Source organism: Nostoc commune NIES-4072 (genome assembly GCF_003113895.1).
Taxonomy (GTDB): domain Bacteria; phylum Cyanobacteriota; class Cyanobacteriia; order Cyanobacteriales; family Nostocaceae; genus Nostoc; species Nostoc commune.
This window is the reverse complement of sequence record NZ_BDUD01000001.1, coordinates 5,744,197-5,761,173: the sequence shown is the minus strand read 5'-3', so window position 1 is coordinate 5,761,173 and position 16,977 is coordinate 5,744,197. Positions and strand designations below refer to the sequence as shown.

Sequence of the window (16,977 nt, the reverse complement as noted above, 5' to 3'; positions counted from 1 at the left end):
TTATTATGTTAGCAACGGCAAAAGCCAAAACCTCTGTCCTGAGATACTCAAAAACAACCTACTAATTGCTGAGTTTTTACACACTTGCAATATTTGTGGCAGCTGAGTTATAAAAAATAGTCGGTTTGTGAAAATAGGGTTTTCAGTACAACTATCCTGACAAATAAAATTTGTATACCACCAGGAAAACCGTAATTTAAAGAGATCGTGAATTCCAAATATAATCTCGTTAATAGGCTTTACAGAACTATACAGTTTAAATAAGAATAATAACTTAACCGAAGTAAAATTTTCCTGAATACAGGCAACTAATGCTGTGAGATGGAAAAGTAGTGAGTAGAGGAGAGACAAAGCGATGAGGGACCCTTATCTGTTGACAGCAGGCTTGTTAACAGTATTAGCAATACCAGCATTGGCTCTTCCACATTTGTCGATTATCTTGCCAGCAAATTCTAGATCCCTGTGGGATTTAAAACAGAGTTCTCCGGCAATAGTCAGTACAAAAATTATCAATAGCGTTGATATCTCCTTACCAGAACTCAGCAGCCAAGCGTTCCAACCCTTAAAAAGTTTGCAGCCAACAGCAGGTGAGAAAAACATTAAGAGTTTACCAGAAATAAGTAGTCAGGAATTACCAGCTCCAACAGAGTCATCACTCAACCCCAGCCCCCAAACAACTGGTCTCTCATTGACATCTGGGAATCAACTTTACTACCAAAGATTGGCGGCTCTGAAAACAGGTCAGATTTATACGCGCATAGATAGTGATAATTTGCAATCATTGTGGGAGTCGATCAAGAAACGTCAATTAACTTATGATGACTGGAAAAGTTTATTAGCTTTAGAAGCTAGAGCGATCGCTCAAGGTCAAGGTACAAATCATCTAAGTATCTTAGTTGGCGATTCTTTGAGCATGTGGTTTCCTAGAGAAAAACTGCCTGCTGGTAAATTATGGCTGAATCAAGGCATATCTGGAGATACTTCCAGTGGCGTCTTAAAAAGATTAGGGGCATTTTCGGCAACCCGGCCAGATGTGATTTACGTCATGGCTGGGATTAACGACTTACGAAAAGGCGCTAGTGATGACACAATTTTGCGTAACTATCGCCGAATTGTCCGTCGCTTACGGCAGGCTCACCCAAAAACTCAAATCATTGTCCAATCAATTCTGCCTACTCGCCTAGCAAAACTTTCCAATAGTCGCATTCGTCACATCAACACACAACTAACCCAGATTTCTAAACAAGAAGGTGCTAATTATCTAAATATTTATAGCTGGTTTACGGATATGGAAGGCAATTTGCGCCCAGAGTTGACCACAGATGGTTTGCACCTATCTCAAGAGGGTTATGATGTGTGGCGATTGGCACTACAACAGATAGAATACAAGCTAACTCAGCGTGAGAAATGAGCGATCGCTTTGCGAACACTTGGAGCGATCGCATCATCATAAGTTGTGGAATTGCGTAGACAGGCTACCAAATAGTGCCTATTAACATAAATATTTGTAATTTAAATAGTAAATTTGCATAAGTTCTTCAAAGGGGAATGAAATTAAACGTATGCAGATCGCTTATAGAAATCAGTGATTTCTACGACGGGCTGTGCCTACGCACTTAGTGTAAAAACAAAGGAGAATATCATGGATAGGACTTACGCACACTCTACGAATTCTCGGCGCTCTTGGCGTCTTGGCGGTTCGAGAAATTAAGCTTTTTAGCAATTTTTGCGTAACTCCTAATGGAAAACCGCCTGGAAGTGCAAAAGATTCAAGGCGACGAATTGTTTATGGATCTAACCCCAGAAGAACTAAAAGAACTAGAACAGTTCAAAGGAGGATTAAGTTTCCCAAAATCCAATGAGCCTCTTCCTAATGGAATTCCCACTTTTCCCATCCGCGATATCAAGGAGCTAACAGCACCTGCCGATCTGCCGATTACAGATTGGTATGAGACACTGATGCAGTTGGCGAAGACAAGTGAGGTAGGTGAAAACAGCACAACCGTGTCTACAGTCCAGGAAAATGCTATAGTTTAACGCTCAAGGCTTCCCGATTCAAAACCTGATTTAACTTACCGCTACGATAACCTTCTAAATCCAGAGTTACGTAAAGAAATCCGAAATCTTGAAATGCAGAAACTACTTTCTGTAGATCCGTAGTTAACACAAACTCTTTAATTTGTTCTGGTGGTAATTCAATGCGGGCTGTATCTCCTTCCGATCGCACGCGCAAATTCTGCCAACCTAGCTTTCTTAATAAAATTTCTGCTCTACCAACTCGTTGTAACTTAGCTACAGTAATCTCTTCACCATAAGGAAAGCGGGAACTGAGGCAAGGTTGAGCGGGTTTATCCCACCAAGGTAAACCGAGTTGTTGCGAAAGTTGTCTAACTTCAACCTTGGTAAGACCAACTTCTGCTAAAGGCGATCGCGCCCCTCTTTCTTTCGCCGCCTGAATTCCTGGGCGATAATCATGCAAATCATCAGCATTTACCCCATCCACCACGTAGGGATAACCTAACTCTAAAGCTAAAGGTTTGAGAGTGTCGTGTAATTCACTTTTGCAAAAATAACAACGGTTAACCGGGTTAGAAGTGTAATTGGGATTTTCCATCTCGTGAGTCTGGACGATTTTATGCCCAATCCCAATAGTTGCGGCTTGAATTTTGGCATCTTCTAACTCTTCTGGTAAAAGTGAAGGAGAAACAGCCGTCACAGCCAAAGCGCGATCGCCCAACGCATCATAAGCAATTTTGGCAACCAAAGTACTATCAACGCCCCCAGAGTAGGCAATCAATGCCTGCTCCATTTCTTGAAATAAGGCTTTTAATTGCTCAAATTTTTCTGTCAGCATCATTTACCAGTCCTGCCCAAACCCGATAGCACCCAACAAATTCCATTGTAGTCATTACTTAATGGGGGATGGGAAAGAGGCACAGGGGCAGGGAGCAATACTTCTAAGGTTTTGGGGAAAAGGGGAAAGGGAAAAGGGAAAGAAAAAACCTTTACCCCAAACCCGATTCCGAGTTAAAAATGCAAAAGCCGAGAAGTATTGGGGCAGGGAGTAGGGAGCAGAGGGGATAAGAGCTAATTTTTTATTTTCCCCCTCTTGCCCCCTGCCCCGACTCCCGACTCCCCACTCCCTACTCCCCATCAACCTTAGTTGGCGGTTTGCTGTATTTAGCTATCAGACTGGCTAAAAGTGGTAAATCAATTGGTTTAGAAATATAGTCATTTACTCCAGCTGCTAGACAAGTTTCGCGATCGCCTTTCATTGCCATTGCTGTTTGAACAATTACCGGAATCGCCCGATATTGCTGATTTTCTCGCAGCTGCTGTACCAACTTCAGACCATTCCCATCTGCTAGATGAACATCCATCAAAATCACCACTGGGTCTAACTGTGGTAAAGTTTCCCACATCTCGGCAGCATTCTTAACCCAAGTCACCTGATATCCCAATTTACATAGATAAATTTGCATCAAATGAGCGTTGGGTAAGTCATTTTCGACCAGCAAAATATCTACAGAAGAATTAGTGGTAAAAGGCAAAGGAGATAAGGAGTATTTTTCTTCCCCTGCTTCCCCTGCTTCCCCTGCTCCCTCATCTTGCTTAAAGGGAAGTACAAGGGTAAAACGGGAACCGCAATTTACTTCAGATTCCACTTTCACAGAACCACCATGAATTTGGGCGAGTTTTTGAGTTACTGCTAAACCCAAACCAGTACCTTCACCACCAGCAACAGCCTTGGCAATTTGGAAATAGGGTTCAAACAGTTGAGCTTGGTCTTCTTGGGAAATGCCAGTGCCAGTATCCCAAACTGTAAAATACACAAATAGACCTTTGGGAACAACCTCTAAGCCAACACTTCCTTGGCTGGTGAATTTTAGGGCATTGAAGAGTAAATTCAACAGCATTTGCTTGAGTCGCAAGGGGTCAGCTACTAGGGTTGTGATATTGGGGTCAAGTTTTAAACGGAGTTTCAAACCCTTATTAGCGGCTTTCTCTTTCACCAATGCGAAAACATTACTACATAGCATTGGCACATCAATTGTTTCCCATTGCACCTCCAGCTGATTTGCTTCAATTTTAGAGAGATCCAAAATATCATTAATCAGAGCTAGTAAGTGCTTGCCGCTAGACTGAATAATATTTAAATACTCTTGCTGGCGTTCTTTAGTTGGTTCGTACCCTTGGGCTAAAAGCAGGTGGGTAAACCCAATAATAGAACTAAGCGGTGTACGAATTTCGTGGCTGGTATTTGCTAAAAACTGATTTTTGAGTTGATTGGTGCGCTCCAATTCTTGATTAGAGTTACTTAACTGTTGATAGCGTTGCTGCCAAGATAAAATGTGTCTAAGTTGTACCAAGGCTGTTGTACAACGCTTGGCAGACCTTGCCATCAATTTTGATCTGAGTTGAGCAAGTGATTTTATCAGCGAATCACGAGCAGAGTTTAGGGGTGCGGTGGCGAGAATTAGCCAACCCATGACGTTGCCAGAATCATCAGCTAACCGCCAAGCGCTGGGTGGTTGTTGATTTTCAAGCTGCTGCAAATCTTCGAGTTCTATGACCTCTTGCAATCTCAACAGCAGCTTTTTTTCTGTTGTCAGCAATTCTAGAAATAAAGGTTGTGAGTTCGGGGATAGAGAAGATGAAACATAGCAAACTGTGGCAACAGTTGCTTGTGGTTCAAACAAAGCTATGCCTACGGCACAATCTGTAACCGCCAAATTGCTGTTGTTCACAGCACTGCTAATCTCGTTGACAACAGTTTGGAGAATTTTTGTTTCTGCGGCTCTTGCCTGTGGGACTGTTTTACAAGCAGAAAGCAGGCAATCATTAAGGCGACCTTGCAACTGGTTCAAGCTGCTCTCCAGCCACAACTTGGCGCGAAGTTGCTCAATTGTTGTCAAAGGTTTTGGCCTTACATCTATCTGTGAGTTATGGTCTGGTAAGCTTGAGTACTGCTGCATGGTCAACTAGACCGTTGAACTAGTTTAGCTTCGCATAAGAATCCGAAGAGGATTCTATGTATATTAACTGACAATTATGTTTTATTTATAAACCATAACTTATGTTGTTATAAACCATAACTTATGATGTTAAATTTAGCATCTCTTCTAAAAAAATTATTATACGAACCACTGACGTAAAATTTTTTAAAGCAACTGAAGGCTTATGGATACACAATTCTTCCAATTAATCGTTAATGGAATTGCAGTGGGGAGCATTATTGCTCTAGCAGCAGTCGGACTCACTCTTACCTACGGAATTTTACGGCTATCTAACTTTGCTCATGGTGATTTTCTCACTCTTGGAGCCTATCTAACCTGGCTGATAAACACTATTGGAGTCAATATTTGGCTATCGATGATCCTAGCGGCGGTGGGAACAGTCGCAGCAATGCTGTTATCAGAAAAGTTACTGTGGTCAAAGATGCGCTCTATTCGTGCTACTTCCACTACGCTGATTATTATTTCTATCGGACTTGCCTTATTTCTTCGCAACGGCATTATTTTTATATGGGGTGGCAAGAACCAAAATTATAATTTACCTGTTACGCCAGCTTTAGACATTGCGGGTTTAAAGGTGCCGCAAAATCAATTATTGGTCTTGGGTTTGGCGGTGTTAGCAATTTTGGCACTGCATTACCTGCTGCAAAATACCAAAATTGGTAAAGCGATGCGAGCAGTTGCTGACGATCTGGACTTAGCTAGGGTTTCAGGTATCAATGTTGACCGAGTAATTTTATGGACTTGGGTAATTGCTGGCAGTCTTACATCCTTGGGCGGCAGTATGTATGGATTGATTACAGCCGTGCGCCCGAATATGGGATGGTTTTTAATTTTACCATTATTTGCTTCAGTAATTCTTGGTGGGATTGGCAACCCTTACGGTGCGATCGCAGCAGCTTTTATCATTGGCATCGTTCAAGAAATTAGCACCCCTTGGCTGGGTTCACAGTACAAACAAGGTGTAGCGCTGTTGATCATGATTTTGGTGCTGCTCATTCGTCCTAAAGGTTTATTCAAAGGAACGATTTGAGCAGCACCACTCCACTTCTAACTACTCAATAATGTGGAAATAGTATGCTGCCACCAAAAAATTGATAGCTAACAAGAACAGTGCCCAGCCTGTGCGAAAAGCGTAGGGAGGTTTAGCTCCACTGTCGGCAACTGGTAAATTCTTCGTCGTTTTTGCAGTCATAATGCGATTCTCCTAATGTCAGGACTTTTTAAGAAATACCAAACTGGTGTACCAAATATTCAAATTCTTTAAGAATATTTGTGTGAAGTTGGGAATTGGGGAATAGGGAATGGGGAATGGGGACTAGGTACTGGGGGCATTAGGGGGCATGGTCTTCCCCTGCTCCCCCTGCTCCCCCTGCCTCCCCTGCTCCCTCATCCCCAACTCCCTACTCCCCACTCCCCACTCCCTCCTCTCCAGCATGATAGGAACTGCGAACCAGAGGCCCAGAACGAACATGGTTGAATCCCATTTCCCATGCTAATCTGCCTAGTTGATCGAATTCCTCTGGAGTCCAATATTTTTGGACTGGCAGATGTTCAAGAGTTGGACGCATATACTGCCCGATAGTCAAGCGATCGCACCCGACAGCCCTTAGATCAGCCATTGCTTCAACGACTTCATCAAGTGTTTCTCCGTGTCCCAGCATCAAACCTGATTTGGTGGGAATTGTCGAATCGATTTCTTTAACCATAGCTAGTACCGAAAGGGAGCGATCGTATTTGGCTCCCCGGCGCACTGGCCCAGTTAACCGTTTTACTGTCTCGATATTGTGATTGAAACAAGCTGGTTTGGCTTTTACAATCATCGCTATTCGCTGGCGTTGACCTGATTCCCCAACACCAGCACCACCCCAAAAATCAGGGGTCAGCACTTCAATTTGAGTTTCTGGGTTTAATTGGCGGATAGTCGCGATCGTCTCTACAAAGTGCCCTGCGCCCTGATCGGGCAAGTCATCACGGGCTACAGAAGTCAGCACTACATAACGTAATCCCAAAAGCTGCACCGCCTGGGCTACCTTTTGGGGTTCCTCTAAATCAAGAGGCATCGGTGCATGACCTTTATCTACTTGACAAAAAGCACAAGACCGTGTGCAAGTAGGCCCCATTAGTAAGAAAGTTGCAGTTTTTTGGGCATAACACTCCCCCCGGTTGGGACAGCGCCCTTCTTCGCAAATCGTGTGAATTTGACGCTGCTTAATAATGCGTTGTACGGTAGAGATTTCACTGGCTTTGCCAATAGGACGACGTAACCAGCTAGGCATTGCCGTAATTTCAGACTTTAGTTCGGCTCGTTGTGACGAAATCATATAGTAGTCCGTTTTGATTTTGAAATTATTTGTCTAGCTAGGGAATTGGGAAGAAGCCTTTTCGGGGTGTACTGATTTTTTGTAAAAATCAAATACGAGTCCTATAGACATCTAAGCAAAATACGGATATAGAGTAATGGTCTGTTAATTAACAAATGATAGATAAAAATAGAGACGGGGATGCTCTTCATCAAGTCCCTATGTCCCAGTACAGTATGTCCCTTATACCCCATAACAGAGCTAAAGCCTTAAATATCACCATCACACAAATTGAAAATAGCACAAGCAAAAGTTTTGCAAAACACCTCTAGCAATGTCATTTATACCGAAATATACTATCCCCCAATTGCTAAAAATTTTGTATATAGTGGGGGAATTCTCAATGACAATCGGCAAAGCCGCTATTTACACTTAAAGTTTCTGTTAGAGCAAACAGTCGTGGCAAGCAACAAGATTTTAGTTATCGATGACACTACAGTTGTCAGGGTAAAAGTACGAGAAATGTTGCCTCCGGGCAATTTTGAGGTACTGGAAGCAAAAGATGGTTTGGAAGGACTAAATTTTATTCTTCAGGAAAAACTCAGCCTGATTATGCTGGATTTCCTGTTGCCTAAAATGAGTGGCTGGGAGGTTTTCCAGAAAGTTCAAGCCGATCCGGAATTAAGGAAAATTCCTTTGGTGATCATGTCTGGTCGCAAGGAAGAGGTGACTGAAAAAATCACAGAACCCTTTGAATACTTTGAATTTCTGGGTAAGCCTTTTGATCAGAAGCAACTAATTAACGCAATTAAGTTAGCTATGACCAAGGCGAAACAGCCACGCCCAGAACTAGTGCCAGTAGGAGCAGCTACTGTCAAAAATGGCACAGTTACGACTTCTGGTGTAACCACTGCTACAGTAGCAGCCCCTAGCGTCGCAAATACTGCGATGCCTACGGCGGTAAGCAACGCAACTCCTAGTGCTGTAACTGCGAGCGCAACCCCTACTGCTGGAGGAGCCTCCGACGCAGAAATTAGTGCATTGAATGAGAAAATTGTCAAAATGCAAGCTGAAATCGATGGCTTGAAGAAACAGCTTACTCAGGTTGTGACTTTTATTAAACAAAAAATAAAGTAGTATTTGTACTCATTATTATTATCGCAGCTAAAAATACCCCGTTTATAATAACGGGTGTCCGATTAAAAGCGGGTAAAAATAGTTAGTTCAAGAATACTTATGTTGACAAATCATCATTGAAAACAAAATTCAAAAGCAGGAAAACATAACTAGCAATTATCTGCACTTCTATAAATTTTGAATTTTGAATTCCCCGAACGCGAACAGCTTCTTGGCAAAAGAAGAGGTTGACAGTCTAGAAAAGCAGCCCAATACCCACAAAACCTGCCGTATTTTGCTCTTAATCTAAGGAGAACGGCAGGCTTTTTTCTTATTTGTAGGACTTACATACTGTAAAAATGCATCGTTATGTAAATTATATAAATTAACTATCTTGAGGTTGTTTCAGGCTTTTCTGAATTATCCTGCGATGTCTACGGCGGTAAACTACATAAATAGACCATGCTATAGAAAACATTGCTATATAGAATATTTACTAAAAAAGGATATGTCTCAATAAAATTTAAGCATATAAAATTCCTATTTCATGATAAACATAGCCTTCGCAGGGGAATACTAAGCCATATAAACAAGAATTATGAGCATACCCCGTAATGTCAGTATTATTAGATACATTCTCTGTATTTCCTGGCTATCGCATCACCGAGCAAATCTACTCAGGTAGTAAAACGCTAGTTTATCGTGGCATTAGAGAACAAGATCAAAAACCAGTTGTTCTCAAATTGATGCGGAATGAATATCCTACGTTCGGCGAAATCGCCCAGTTCCGCAATCAATATATCATCACCAAAAACCTCGATCTTCCTGGCATAATCAAAACCTATAGCTTAGAAAACTACCGTAACAGCTACATCTTAGTGATGGAAGATTTTGGTGGTATTTCCCTGCAAGACTGGCGAGTGGAGAACAAGGAGAATAAGGAAAACTGGCTTTCCCTCAATGAGTTTTTCCCCATTGCTATTAAAATTGCTTCTATTCTTGAAGGACTGCACTGCGAGACCTTTCGCGGAGCCTCTCGTAGAGAAGGCGAGTTACGCCTACGGATTATTCATAAAGACATCAAGCCTGCCAACATCCTGATAAACCCTACCACAACTGAAATAAAACTCATCGATTTTAGTATTGCCACTCTCCTACCAAGAGAAATTCAATTTCTCACGAATCCCAACGTATTAGAAGGCACCCTAGCTTACATTTCTCCAGAACAAACCGGAAGGATGAACCGAGGTATTGACTATCGCACTGATTTTTATTCCCTCGGTGTCACCTTCTTTCAACTCCTCACCGGACAGTTACCCTTCATCACAAAAGATCCGATGGAGTTAATTTACTCTCACATTGCTAAACAACCGCTAAAAGCCAGTCGGATTAACTTTAATATTCCACCAATTTTGTCTGACATTATCAGCAAGCTGATGGCAAAAAATGCCGAAGACCGCTATCAGAGTGCTTTGGGGTTAAAGCATGACTTACAAGTGTGCCAAAACCAATGGCAAGAAAGAGGAAATATTGCACCCTTTGAATTAGGCGCAAGAGACATCTCAGACCGTTTTGTAATCTCTGAAAAACTCTATGGTCGCCAAAGTGAAGTTGAAACCCTACTCGCTGCTTTTAAGCGTGTGACAGAGGGGACAACAGAAATGATATTAGTCGAGGGTTTCTCTGGCATTGGCAAAACTGCTGTAGTCAATGAAATCCACAAACCTATTGTGCGTCAGCGTAGTTACTTCATCAAAGGGAAATTTGACCAGTTTCAACGTGACATTCCTTTGTCAGGATTGGTGCAAGCTTTTCGGGACTTAATTGGGCAACTGCTCTCGCAAAATGATGCCCAAATTCAACAATGGAAAGCCAAAATTCTCTTAAAATTGGGTACACAAACTCAGGTTATTATTGATGTACTTCCTGAACTAGAACAGATTATTGGTAAGCAACCTCCGGTTACAGAACTCTCTGGCAGTGCTGCCCAGAATCGGTTCAATTTATTATTTCAAAAATTCATCCAAATATTTACAACGAAAGAACATCCCCTAGTTTTATTTCTTGATGACTTGCAGTGGGCAGATACGGCATCTTTAAAATTAATTCAGTTATTAATGTGTGAAAGCAAGTTGTCTTCTGCTTCAGAAGAGACAGAACAGATGTATGAAAATAAAGGAGGTTTACTGTTAGTTGGTTCTTTTCGAGATAATGAAGTTTCCAAGGTACATCCGCTTTCTTTGACACTAAAAGAGATTCAAAAAGCAGGAGCAACTATTAATACGATCACCCTTGCACCCTTAAATCAGGGTGATTTAAATCATCTAATTGCTGATACTCTGCATTGCCCTGAAGGAGTTGCACTTCCTCTGACTCAGATGGTATTTGCCAACACTAAGGGCAACCCATTCTTTTGCGTCCAATTCCTCAAGTCTTTACATGATGATGGGCTAATTGCATTCAACTTGGAGCTTGGTCATTGGCAGTATGATATTTCCCAAGTCAAAGAATTAGCTCTCACAGATGATGTCGTAAAATTTATCACCCTGCAAATCGAAAAATTGCCAATACTTACCCAAAAAGTTTTGAAAATGGCTGCCTGTATTGGTAATGAATTTGACTTAAAAACTTTGGCGATCGCCAATGAAAAATCTATAGTAGATACAGCATCAGACTTGTGGCAAGCATTAATTGATGGGCTAGTTTTACCACAGACTGAAAATTATAATATCTTTACAAGAGATAATATTAATCAAGATTTTATTGTTGATGGGATAGAATCTACACAATTTTCAATTTCTAATTTACAGCTACCTAAATATAAATTCGTACACGATAGAGTGCAGCAAGCCGCCTATTCTTTAATTCCCGAAGAACAAAAAAAGCCAATTCACTTAAAAATTGGGCTACTATTATTGAATAATATTCCAGTTGCAGAACAAGAAGAAAAGATTTTTGAGCTTGTCAATCAGTTTAATATAGCAGTAGAATTTATCTCTCCTCAAGCTAAACGAGATGAGCTGGCCCAGATGAATCTAATTGCTGGACGTAAAGCTTTAGCATCAACAGCTTATCCCGCGGCCGTTAAGTATTTAACTACTGGCATCAAACTGCTGGCAGATGATAGTTGGGAGACGAAACATCATCTCACCCTAGCTTTATATGAAACTGCGACAGAGGCAGCATACCTAGCTGGCAACTTTGAACAGATGGAAGAATTGGCAGAGGTAGTGTTAGTACGCAAACCACTGCTAGAAAAAGTAAAAGTTTATGAAGTCAAAATTCAGGCTTATGGGGCACAGAACCAAGCGCTGAAAGCTGTGAATACTGCTCTAACCTTTTTGAAACTTTTGGGAGTGGAGTTTCCTGAGCATCCAAGCCAATCAGATATTCAGCTTGCGATGGCAGAGTTAACATCAAATCTTAACGGCAAGCGTATTGAGGATTTAATTGACCTGCCTGAGATGACAAAAGAGCAAGCTTTAGCATCTATGCGTATTATATCGAGTGCCCTTGGTCATGCCTATCAAGTTTTTCCTGTAATTTATCCCTTGTTTGCTTTTAAACAGATTAATTTATCGCTTAAATACGGTAACACTTCCTTGTCAGCCTATGCTTATGTAGCTTATGGGGTAATACTCTGCGGGGTAGTAGGAAATATTGAGTTGGGCTATCAATTTGGGAAACTGGCTGCAAGTTTGTTAACTCGTTTTAATGCTAAAGAAGTCAAAGCTAAGGTTATAGAGGTATTTAATGCTGCTATCCGGCATTGGAAGGAACATGCTAAGGAAAACTTAAAACCTTTGCTGGAAGCATATTCTGCTGGACTAGAAACGGGAGATTTAGAATATGCAGCCTATGCTCTTAATGTTTATTGCTACTGTTCATATTTTGTTGGTAGAGAACTGACCGGACTGGAACAGGAGATGGCAATTTACAACAGTGCAATCGGTCAAATTAAGCAAGAAACAGTATTTAACTGGAGCGCGATTTATCGGCAGAGTGTCTTGAACTTGATAGGTACTGCGGAAAATCCGCATCTTTTAATTGGTGAAGCCTACGATGAAGAGAAAATGTTGGCGACTCACCTTGAAGCAAACGATGGCATGGGACTGTTATATTTGTATTCAACTAAACTGCATCTCTGTTGCCTATTTCATAAATACTCTCAAGCGGTTGAAAATGCTCGCTTGGCAGAAAATTATTTGCATGGTGGGATAGGACAGTTCGTTTTTCCTATATTCCATTTTTATGACTCACTAGCTAGACTGGCAGTTTATTCTGATGTTGAGAAATCTGAACAAGAACAAATCTTAAATAAGGTTGCTGTCAATCAAGAAAAGATGCAGCACTGGGCAAATCATGCCCCAATGAATTATTTGCATAAGTTTTATTTAGTTGAGGCAGAGCGGCATCGAGTTCTGAATCAATATATAGAGGCAATGGATAATTACGATCGCGCGATCGCCTTTGCTAAAGAATATGAATATATCAACGAAGAAGCTCTTGCCAACGAACTTGCCGCTAAATTTTATCTAGAACGGGGCAAAAATAAGATTGCCCAAACCTACCTAACTGATGCCTACTATGGTTACATTCATTGGGGAGCGTTAGCCAAAGTTAATGATTTAACAAAACGTTATCCCCAATTACTTACTCCTATACTCCAGCAAGAAAAAGTGAGTATCCATCCCAGTGATGAAACCACTTCTGTAAATAACATATCTATATCATCTTTAGCTACCTTAAGCGATCAACAAACTGTTATTGGCTCGAAAAGAAGTATTTCTGACTCTCTGGATTTAGCCGCATTTATTAAAGCATCTCAAGCCCTTTCTGGGGAAATCGAGCTTGAGCGACTACTTTCTACTTTAATGGAAGTTGTTATGGAGAATGCAGGAGCCTCTAAATGCGCTTTAATTTTGAGTGAAGGTGAGAACTTAGCATTAACTGTCACAGTGGTGTGTTCAAATTCGCATTTTGATCGTACCTACACTGAGTTTCCTTCAACTTGCCTTGAGTTAAGCTACGATGTTCCTATTACTTTGATTAACTACGTTAAACGCTCCAGAGAAATCTTGGTTATTGATGATGCAAATACTGTTTCTTTCTTAGCAGGTGATAGCTACATTCTTACTGAAGAACCTAAAAGTTTGTTGTCTATACCTCTTCTAAATCAAGGTAAGTTGATTGGGATTCTTTATCTAGAAAATCATCTGACGACAGGAGCATTTACACGCGATCGCGTAGAAGTTCTCAAACTCCTCACTACTCAAGCAGCAATATCTCTAGAGAATGCTATCCTCTACAAAAATTTGGCACAAACTAAAGAAAGCTTGGAAGACTACAACCATACTTTAGAAAAGAAAGTCCAAGAAAGAACGCAGGAACTCAACGACAAAAATCACTGTTTACAAGAAACTCTACAGGAATTACAACGTACTCAAATCCAATTGATTCAAAGTGAAAAAATGTCTTCTTTGGGAGAAATGGTCGCAGGAATTGCTCATGAAATCAATAACCCTATTAACTTTATTCATGGCAATATTAGTCATACTAGCGATTATGTTCAAGACTTGCTAGATTTAGTCGCTATTTATCAGCAGGAATATCCCCATCCTTCGCCTTTAGTTGAGGATAAAGCTGAGGAAATTGACATAGATTTCTTAACAGAAGACTTGCCAAAGATTTTAGATTCCATGAAAGTGGGAAGTTCGCGTATCCGGAATATTGTTTTGGGCTTACGCAACTTTTCTCGCTTAGATGAATCTGAGATGAAGCCTGTAGATGTTCATGAGGGAATAAACAATACCTTAATGATTTTACAACACCGCCTTAAAGAAAAAAGCGGTTTTCCTGAAATTGAAGTTATCAAAGAATACGGAAACTTACCGGAAGTTATTTGTTATCCTGGTCAACTAAATCAGGTGTTTATGAATATCCTAAGTAATGCGATTGATGCTTTAGAAGATTCATTTGTTATTGCTCATCCATCATTAGTAAATAACAAAGAGCAAATAATAAAAGACATAGACGCATCATTGGCTTCTCATAGGATAGGACAAATTTACATATTTACCGAACTAACAGATTCTAATACGGTGATTATTCGGATTGCTGATAACGGTTCTGGCATGACAAAAGTAGTGCAGCAAAAAATCTTTGACCCATTTTTTACTACCAAGCCAGTAGGAAGTGGCACAGGATTGGGGTTGTCGATTAGCTATCAGATTATTGTGGACAAACACAAGGGTAGTTTAACCTGTGATTCCACATTAGGAGAGGGGACTGAGTTTGTGATTGAGATACCAATGCAACAGTCAGATATATAAACTAGTAGTCTGTCCTATTAGTTATGAAGGGTTTGTAGTGAGCGATTTATCGCTCAAATCAAGGACTAAAGTCCTTACTACGAACTTTTATAACCCTTCAAATTTAATGGGACAGACCACTAGTAGTCTGTTTCATTAATTTTGCGGGGCTACTAGATTTTGCAAGGTCACCAGCACTTGAAACGCTTATATAAATCACTTTTAATTTTGACACCATAAACATTTGGCAAATTTAATACCTTGCATCTCAATACTGCTCGGTTAAGAATTTTTAACTCGGCATTGGGTTTAGGGAAAAGGTTACTGGGTTTAGGTTAAAGGTTTTTTCTTTCCCCTTTTCCCCAAAACCCGACAAGTATTGCCTTGCATCTCACTATTTAGTAATATCTAACGGCAGAGTTAAATTACAATATCTGCGGCAAATTTCCGTAAATTATCTTGTCGCCACTTGGCATCGGCTTTGCGATTTGTCTGCAACTCCAAAACCCGAATTTCTGTATTTGGAAGTGGGTTTAATGTTTCATGCAATTGCTGCCAAGAAGTAATCAATTCATGCTCCACATTATAAGTAGCGCACAACTGAGCAAAATCAATATCCTGGGGAGTGCCAAAAAACTCTTCAAATGGCGGGTCAAACTTGGCAATGGGTAACATTTCAAAAATCCCACCGCCATTGTTATTGATTAACACAATTGTCAAATGTCCGACAAACTTATTGCGGATTAAAAAACCATTTGTGTCATGCAACAGTGCTAAATCTCCCGTTAACATCACACTACTTTGTTGGCGATGGGCAATTCCTAAAGCTGTGGATAATGTGCCATCAATGCCATTTGCACCCCGGTTAAAGTGCGATCGCACTCCTAAATTATTCGGTTTCCAGAAATACTCCACATCCCGCACAGGCATACTATTGGCAATAAACAGAGGCGTTCCTGGCGGTAAAATCTGAGAAATTAACCAAGCTGCTTTACTCTCAATTATTTCATCTATTTTCCCCATTGTCTGGTCAACCACTAACCTGACTTTCGTTTCCAAATCACACCATTGCTTTCCATAGTCTGAGGATAAAGATAAATTTCCCTCCTCTACTTTTATCTCTTCTACAGATATCCGTAAATGCGTCGTCCTCCCGTGCAAAGGGTCAAGGTTTTGGTCACTAGGATCAATTACCCAACGTCGCGGTTGGGTTGCATCTATCCAGCTACGCAGTTCTTTACTTGTAGGCATTTCTCCCACTTGAATCACCATTTCGGGCGCTAACTGCTTTGCTAGTTGCTGATTTCGCAAAATCAGATCATAAGTGGAAATCAAATAAGGATTGAGTTCGGCATAATTTCTGACTGGGGAGAGTCCCTCAGCTAGCACAGGCCATTTGAGAGTTTGGGAAAGTTGCGCGATCGCTCTACAATATTCCTGTGGTTGCGACAGTTGGGCAACGCCTGCGATAATAATGCCGCGATCGCATTCTTTCCATTGTTGGGGAATGGGGAGTAGGGAGTGGGGAGTAGGGAATGGGGTGGTGTTTGCTATTCCTGCAAAAAAGTCTTCTGCGTGAAACTGTGATTGCAAATAACTCAAGTCGGTTCCATCAGGAAGAGGCGCTAAAGGATCACGAAAGGGAATATTCAAATGTACTGGCCCCTTTGTAGGAGTTTGCGCCCTTTCCCAGCTATGAATTATTGTTTGTCGCAGATAAGCTAGCATTCCCATATCAGCAGAGGGTAAGGCTAACTCTGTTTGCCAATTTGGGTAGTTTCCATATAATCTCAATTGATCTACAGTTTGCCCAGAGTGACAATCTCGCAATTCTGGCGGTCTATCGGTGGTTAATAGCAACAGTGGGACGCGACTATATGAGGCTTCAATGACTGCTGAATAAAAATTTGCTCCTGCTGTACCAGAGGTGCAAACTAATACAACAGGTAGTCCGGTTGCTTTAGCTTGTCCCAAGGCGAAAAAGGCGGCGGAACGTTCATCGAGAATGGAAATCGCTTCAATTTCAGGTGCTTGTTGAGCAAAGGCGATCGCTAAGGGTGTAGAGCGCGATCCCGGACAAATGATAGCACAAGTCAATCCCAACCGCTTTAACGTCTCTGTTAAAATATAAGCCCAAAGTTGATTAACATTCCTATAAGCGATCGGCTTTAAATCAAACATAGCTATAAAACAATCTTAAATTTTAGATTTTCTCTAGGGATCAATTTAAAA

General features: G+C 41.0%; 10 protein-coding genes. 5 read left to right on the top strand and 5 right to left on the bottom strand.

Annotated features, from left to right (window positions below):
* The first annotated feature begins 355 nt into the window (after positions 1–355).
* Together CDC33_RS25685 and CDC33_RS25680 are read left to right on the top strand one after the other, a co-directional pair.
* Entirely contained in the window at positions 356–1,411 is a 1,056-nt protein-coding gene (locus CDC33_RS25685; RefSeq protein WP_109011320.1) for an SGNH/GDSL hydrolase family protein, read from the top strand.
* A gap of 329 nt (positions 1,412–1,740) precedes the next feature.
* Positions 1,741–2,037, top strand: a complete 297-nt coding sequence (locus CDC33_RS25680) for a hypothetical protein (RefSeq protein ID WP_109011319.1) — start codon at positions 1,741–1,743, stop codon at positions 2,035–2,037.
* Here the strand turns inward: CDC33_RS25680 and larE are convergent.
* Positions 2,027–2,854, bottom strand: a complete 828-nt coding sequence (larE, locus tag CDC33_RS25675) for an ATP-dependent sacrificial sulfur transferase LarE (protein WP_181374239.1) — start codon at positions 2,852–2,854, stop codon at positions 2,027–2,029. The two genes, CDC33_RS25680 and larE, sit on opposite strands and share 11 nt — an antisense overlap.
* A gap of 289 nt (positions 2,855–3,143) precedes the next feature.
* A complete protein-coding gene (gene hrmK / locus CDC33_RS25670) occupies positions 3,144–4,976 on the bottom strand; it encodes a hybrid histidine kinase/response regulator HrmK (RefSeq protein WP_109011317.1) in 1,833 nt (610 codons plus the stop codon).
* A 205-nt stretch (positions 4,977–5,181) separates the two neighbouring features.
* Between hrmK and CDC33_RS25665 the strand changes: the two genes are divergently transcribed.
* The gene (locus CDC33_RS25665) at positions 5,182–6,048 is read left to right on the top strand and encodes a branched-chain amino acid ABC transporter permease (RefSeq protein ID WP_109011316.1); all 867 of its coding nucleotides are present in this window, start codon (positions 5,182–5,184) and stop codon (positions 6,046–6,048) included.
* Between the two features lie 21 nt (positions 6,049–6,069).
* On the opposite strand, the gene CDC33_RS25660 is transcribed toward CDC33_RS25665, so the two are convergent.
* Positions 6,070–6,210, bottom strand: coding sequence for a photosystem I protein PsaX (locus CDC33_RS25660; protein WP_100899884.1), 141 nt, complete (start codon positions 6,208–6,210; stop codon positions 6,070–6,072).
* A 208-nt stretch (positions 6,211–6,418) separates the two neighbouring features.
* Positions 6,419–7,339 carry a lipoyl synthase gene (gene lipA, locus CDC33_RS25655; RefSeq protein WP_109011315.1) on the bottom strand — a complete coding sequence of 307 codons (921 nt, stop codon included), beginning with the start codon at positions 7,337–7,339 and terminating at the stop codon, positions 6,419–6,421.
* A 438-nt stretch (positions 7,340–7,777) separates the two neighbouring features.
* Between lipA and CDC33_RS25650 the strand changes: the two genes are divergently transcribed.
* Together CDC33_RS25650 and CDC33_RS25645 are read left to right on the top strand one after the other, a co-directional pair.
* Positions 7,778–8,455 (top strand): response regulator, encoded by a 678-nt coding sequence (locus CDC33_RS25650; RefSeq protein ID WP_109012704.1) that lies wholly within the window; start codon positions 7,778–7,780, stop codon positions 8,453–8,455.
* Between the two features lie 593 nt (positions 8,456–9,048).
* The gene (locus CDC33_RS25645; protein ID WP_109011314.1) at positions 9,049–14,766 is read left to right on the top strand and encodes an ATP-binding sensor histidine kinase; all 5,718 of its coding nucleotides are present in this window, start codon (positions 9,049–9,051) and stop codon (positions 14,764–14,766) included.
* A 399-nt stretch (positions 14,767–15,165) separates the two neighbouring features.
* Here the strand turns inward: CDC33_RS25645 and menD are convergent, their stop codons facing one another.
* Positions 15,166–16,926 carry a 2-succinyl-5-enolpyruvyl-6-hydroxy-3-cyclohexene-1-carboxylic-acid synthase gene (gene menD / locus CDC33_RS25640; RefSeq protein WP_109011313.1) on the bottom strand — a complete coding sequence of 587 codons (1,761 nt, stop codon included), beginning with the start codon at positions 16,924–16,926 and terminating at the stop codon, positions 15,166–15,168.
* Positions 16,927–16,977: the final 51 nt, after the last annotated feature.

What these genes read in the sequence shown, in the direction of transcription:
- CDC33_RS25685 (WP_109011320.1), top strand. Translation starts at nt 356, where the DNA reads ATGAGGGACCCTTATCTGTTGACAGCAGGCTTGTTAACAGTATTAGCA.
- menD (WP_109011313.1), bottom strand. Translation starts at nt 16,926, where the DNA reads ATGTTTGATTTAAAGCCGATCGCTTATAGGAATGTTAATCAACTTTGG.
- CDC33_RS25645 (WP_109011314.1), top strand. Translation starts at nt 9,049, where the DNA reads ATGTCAGTATTATTAGATACATTCTCTGTATTTCCTGGCTATCGCATC.
- lipA (WP_109011315.1), bottom strand. Translation starts at nt 7,339, where the DNA reads ATGATTTCGTCACAACGAGCCGAACTAAAGTCTGAAATTACGGCAATG.
- larE (WP_181374239.1), bottom strand. Translation starts at nt 2,854, where the DNA reads ATGCTGACAGAAAAATTTGAGCAATTAAAAGCCTTATTTCAAGAAATG.
- CDC33_RS25660 (WP_100899884.1), bottom strand. Translation starts at nt 6,210, where the DNA reads ATGACTGCAAAAACGACGAAGAATTTACCAGTTGCCGACAGTGGAGCT.
- CDC33_RS25680 (WP_109011319.1), top strand. Translation starts at nt 1,741, where the DNA reads ATGGAAAACCGCCTGGAAGTGCAAAAGATTCAAGGCGACGAATTGTTT.
- CDC33_RS25665 (WP_109011316.1), top strand. Translation starts at nt 5,182, where the DNA reads ATGGATACACAATTCTTCCAATTAATCGTTAATGGAATTGCAGTGGGG.
- hrmK (WP_109011317.1), bottom strand. Translation starts at nt 4,976, where the DNA reads ATGCAGCAGTACTCAAGCTTACCAGACCATAACTCACAGATAGATGTA.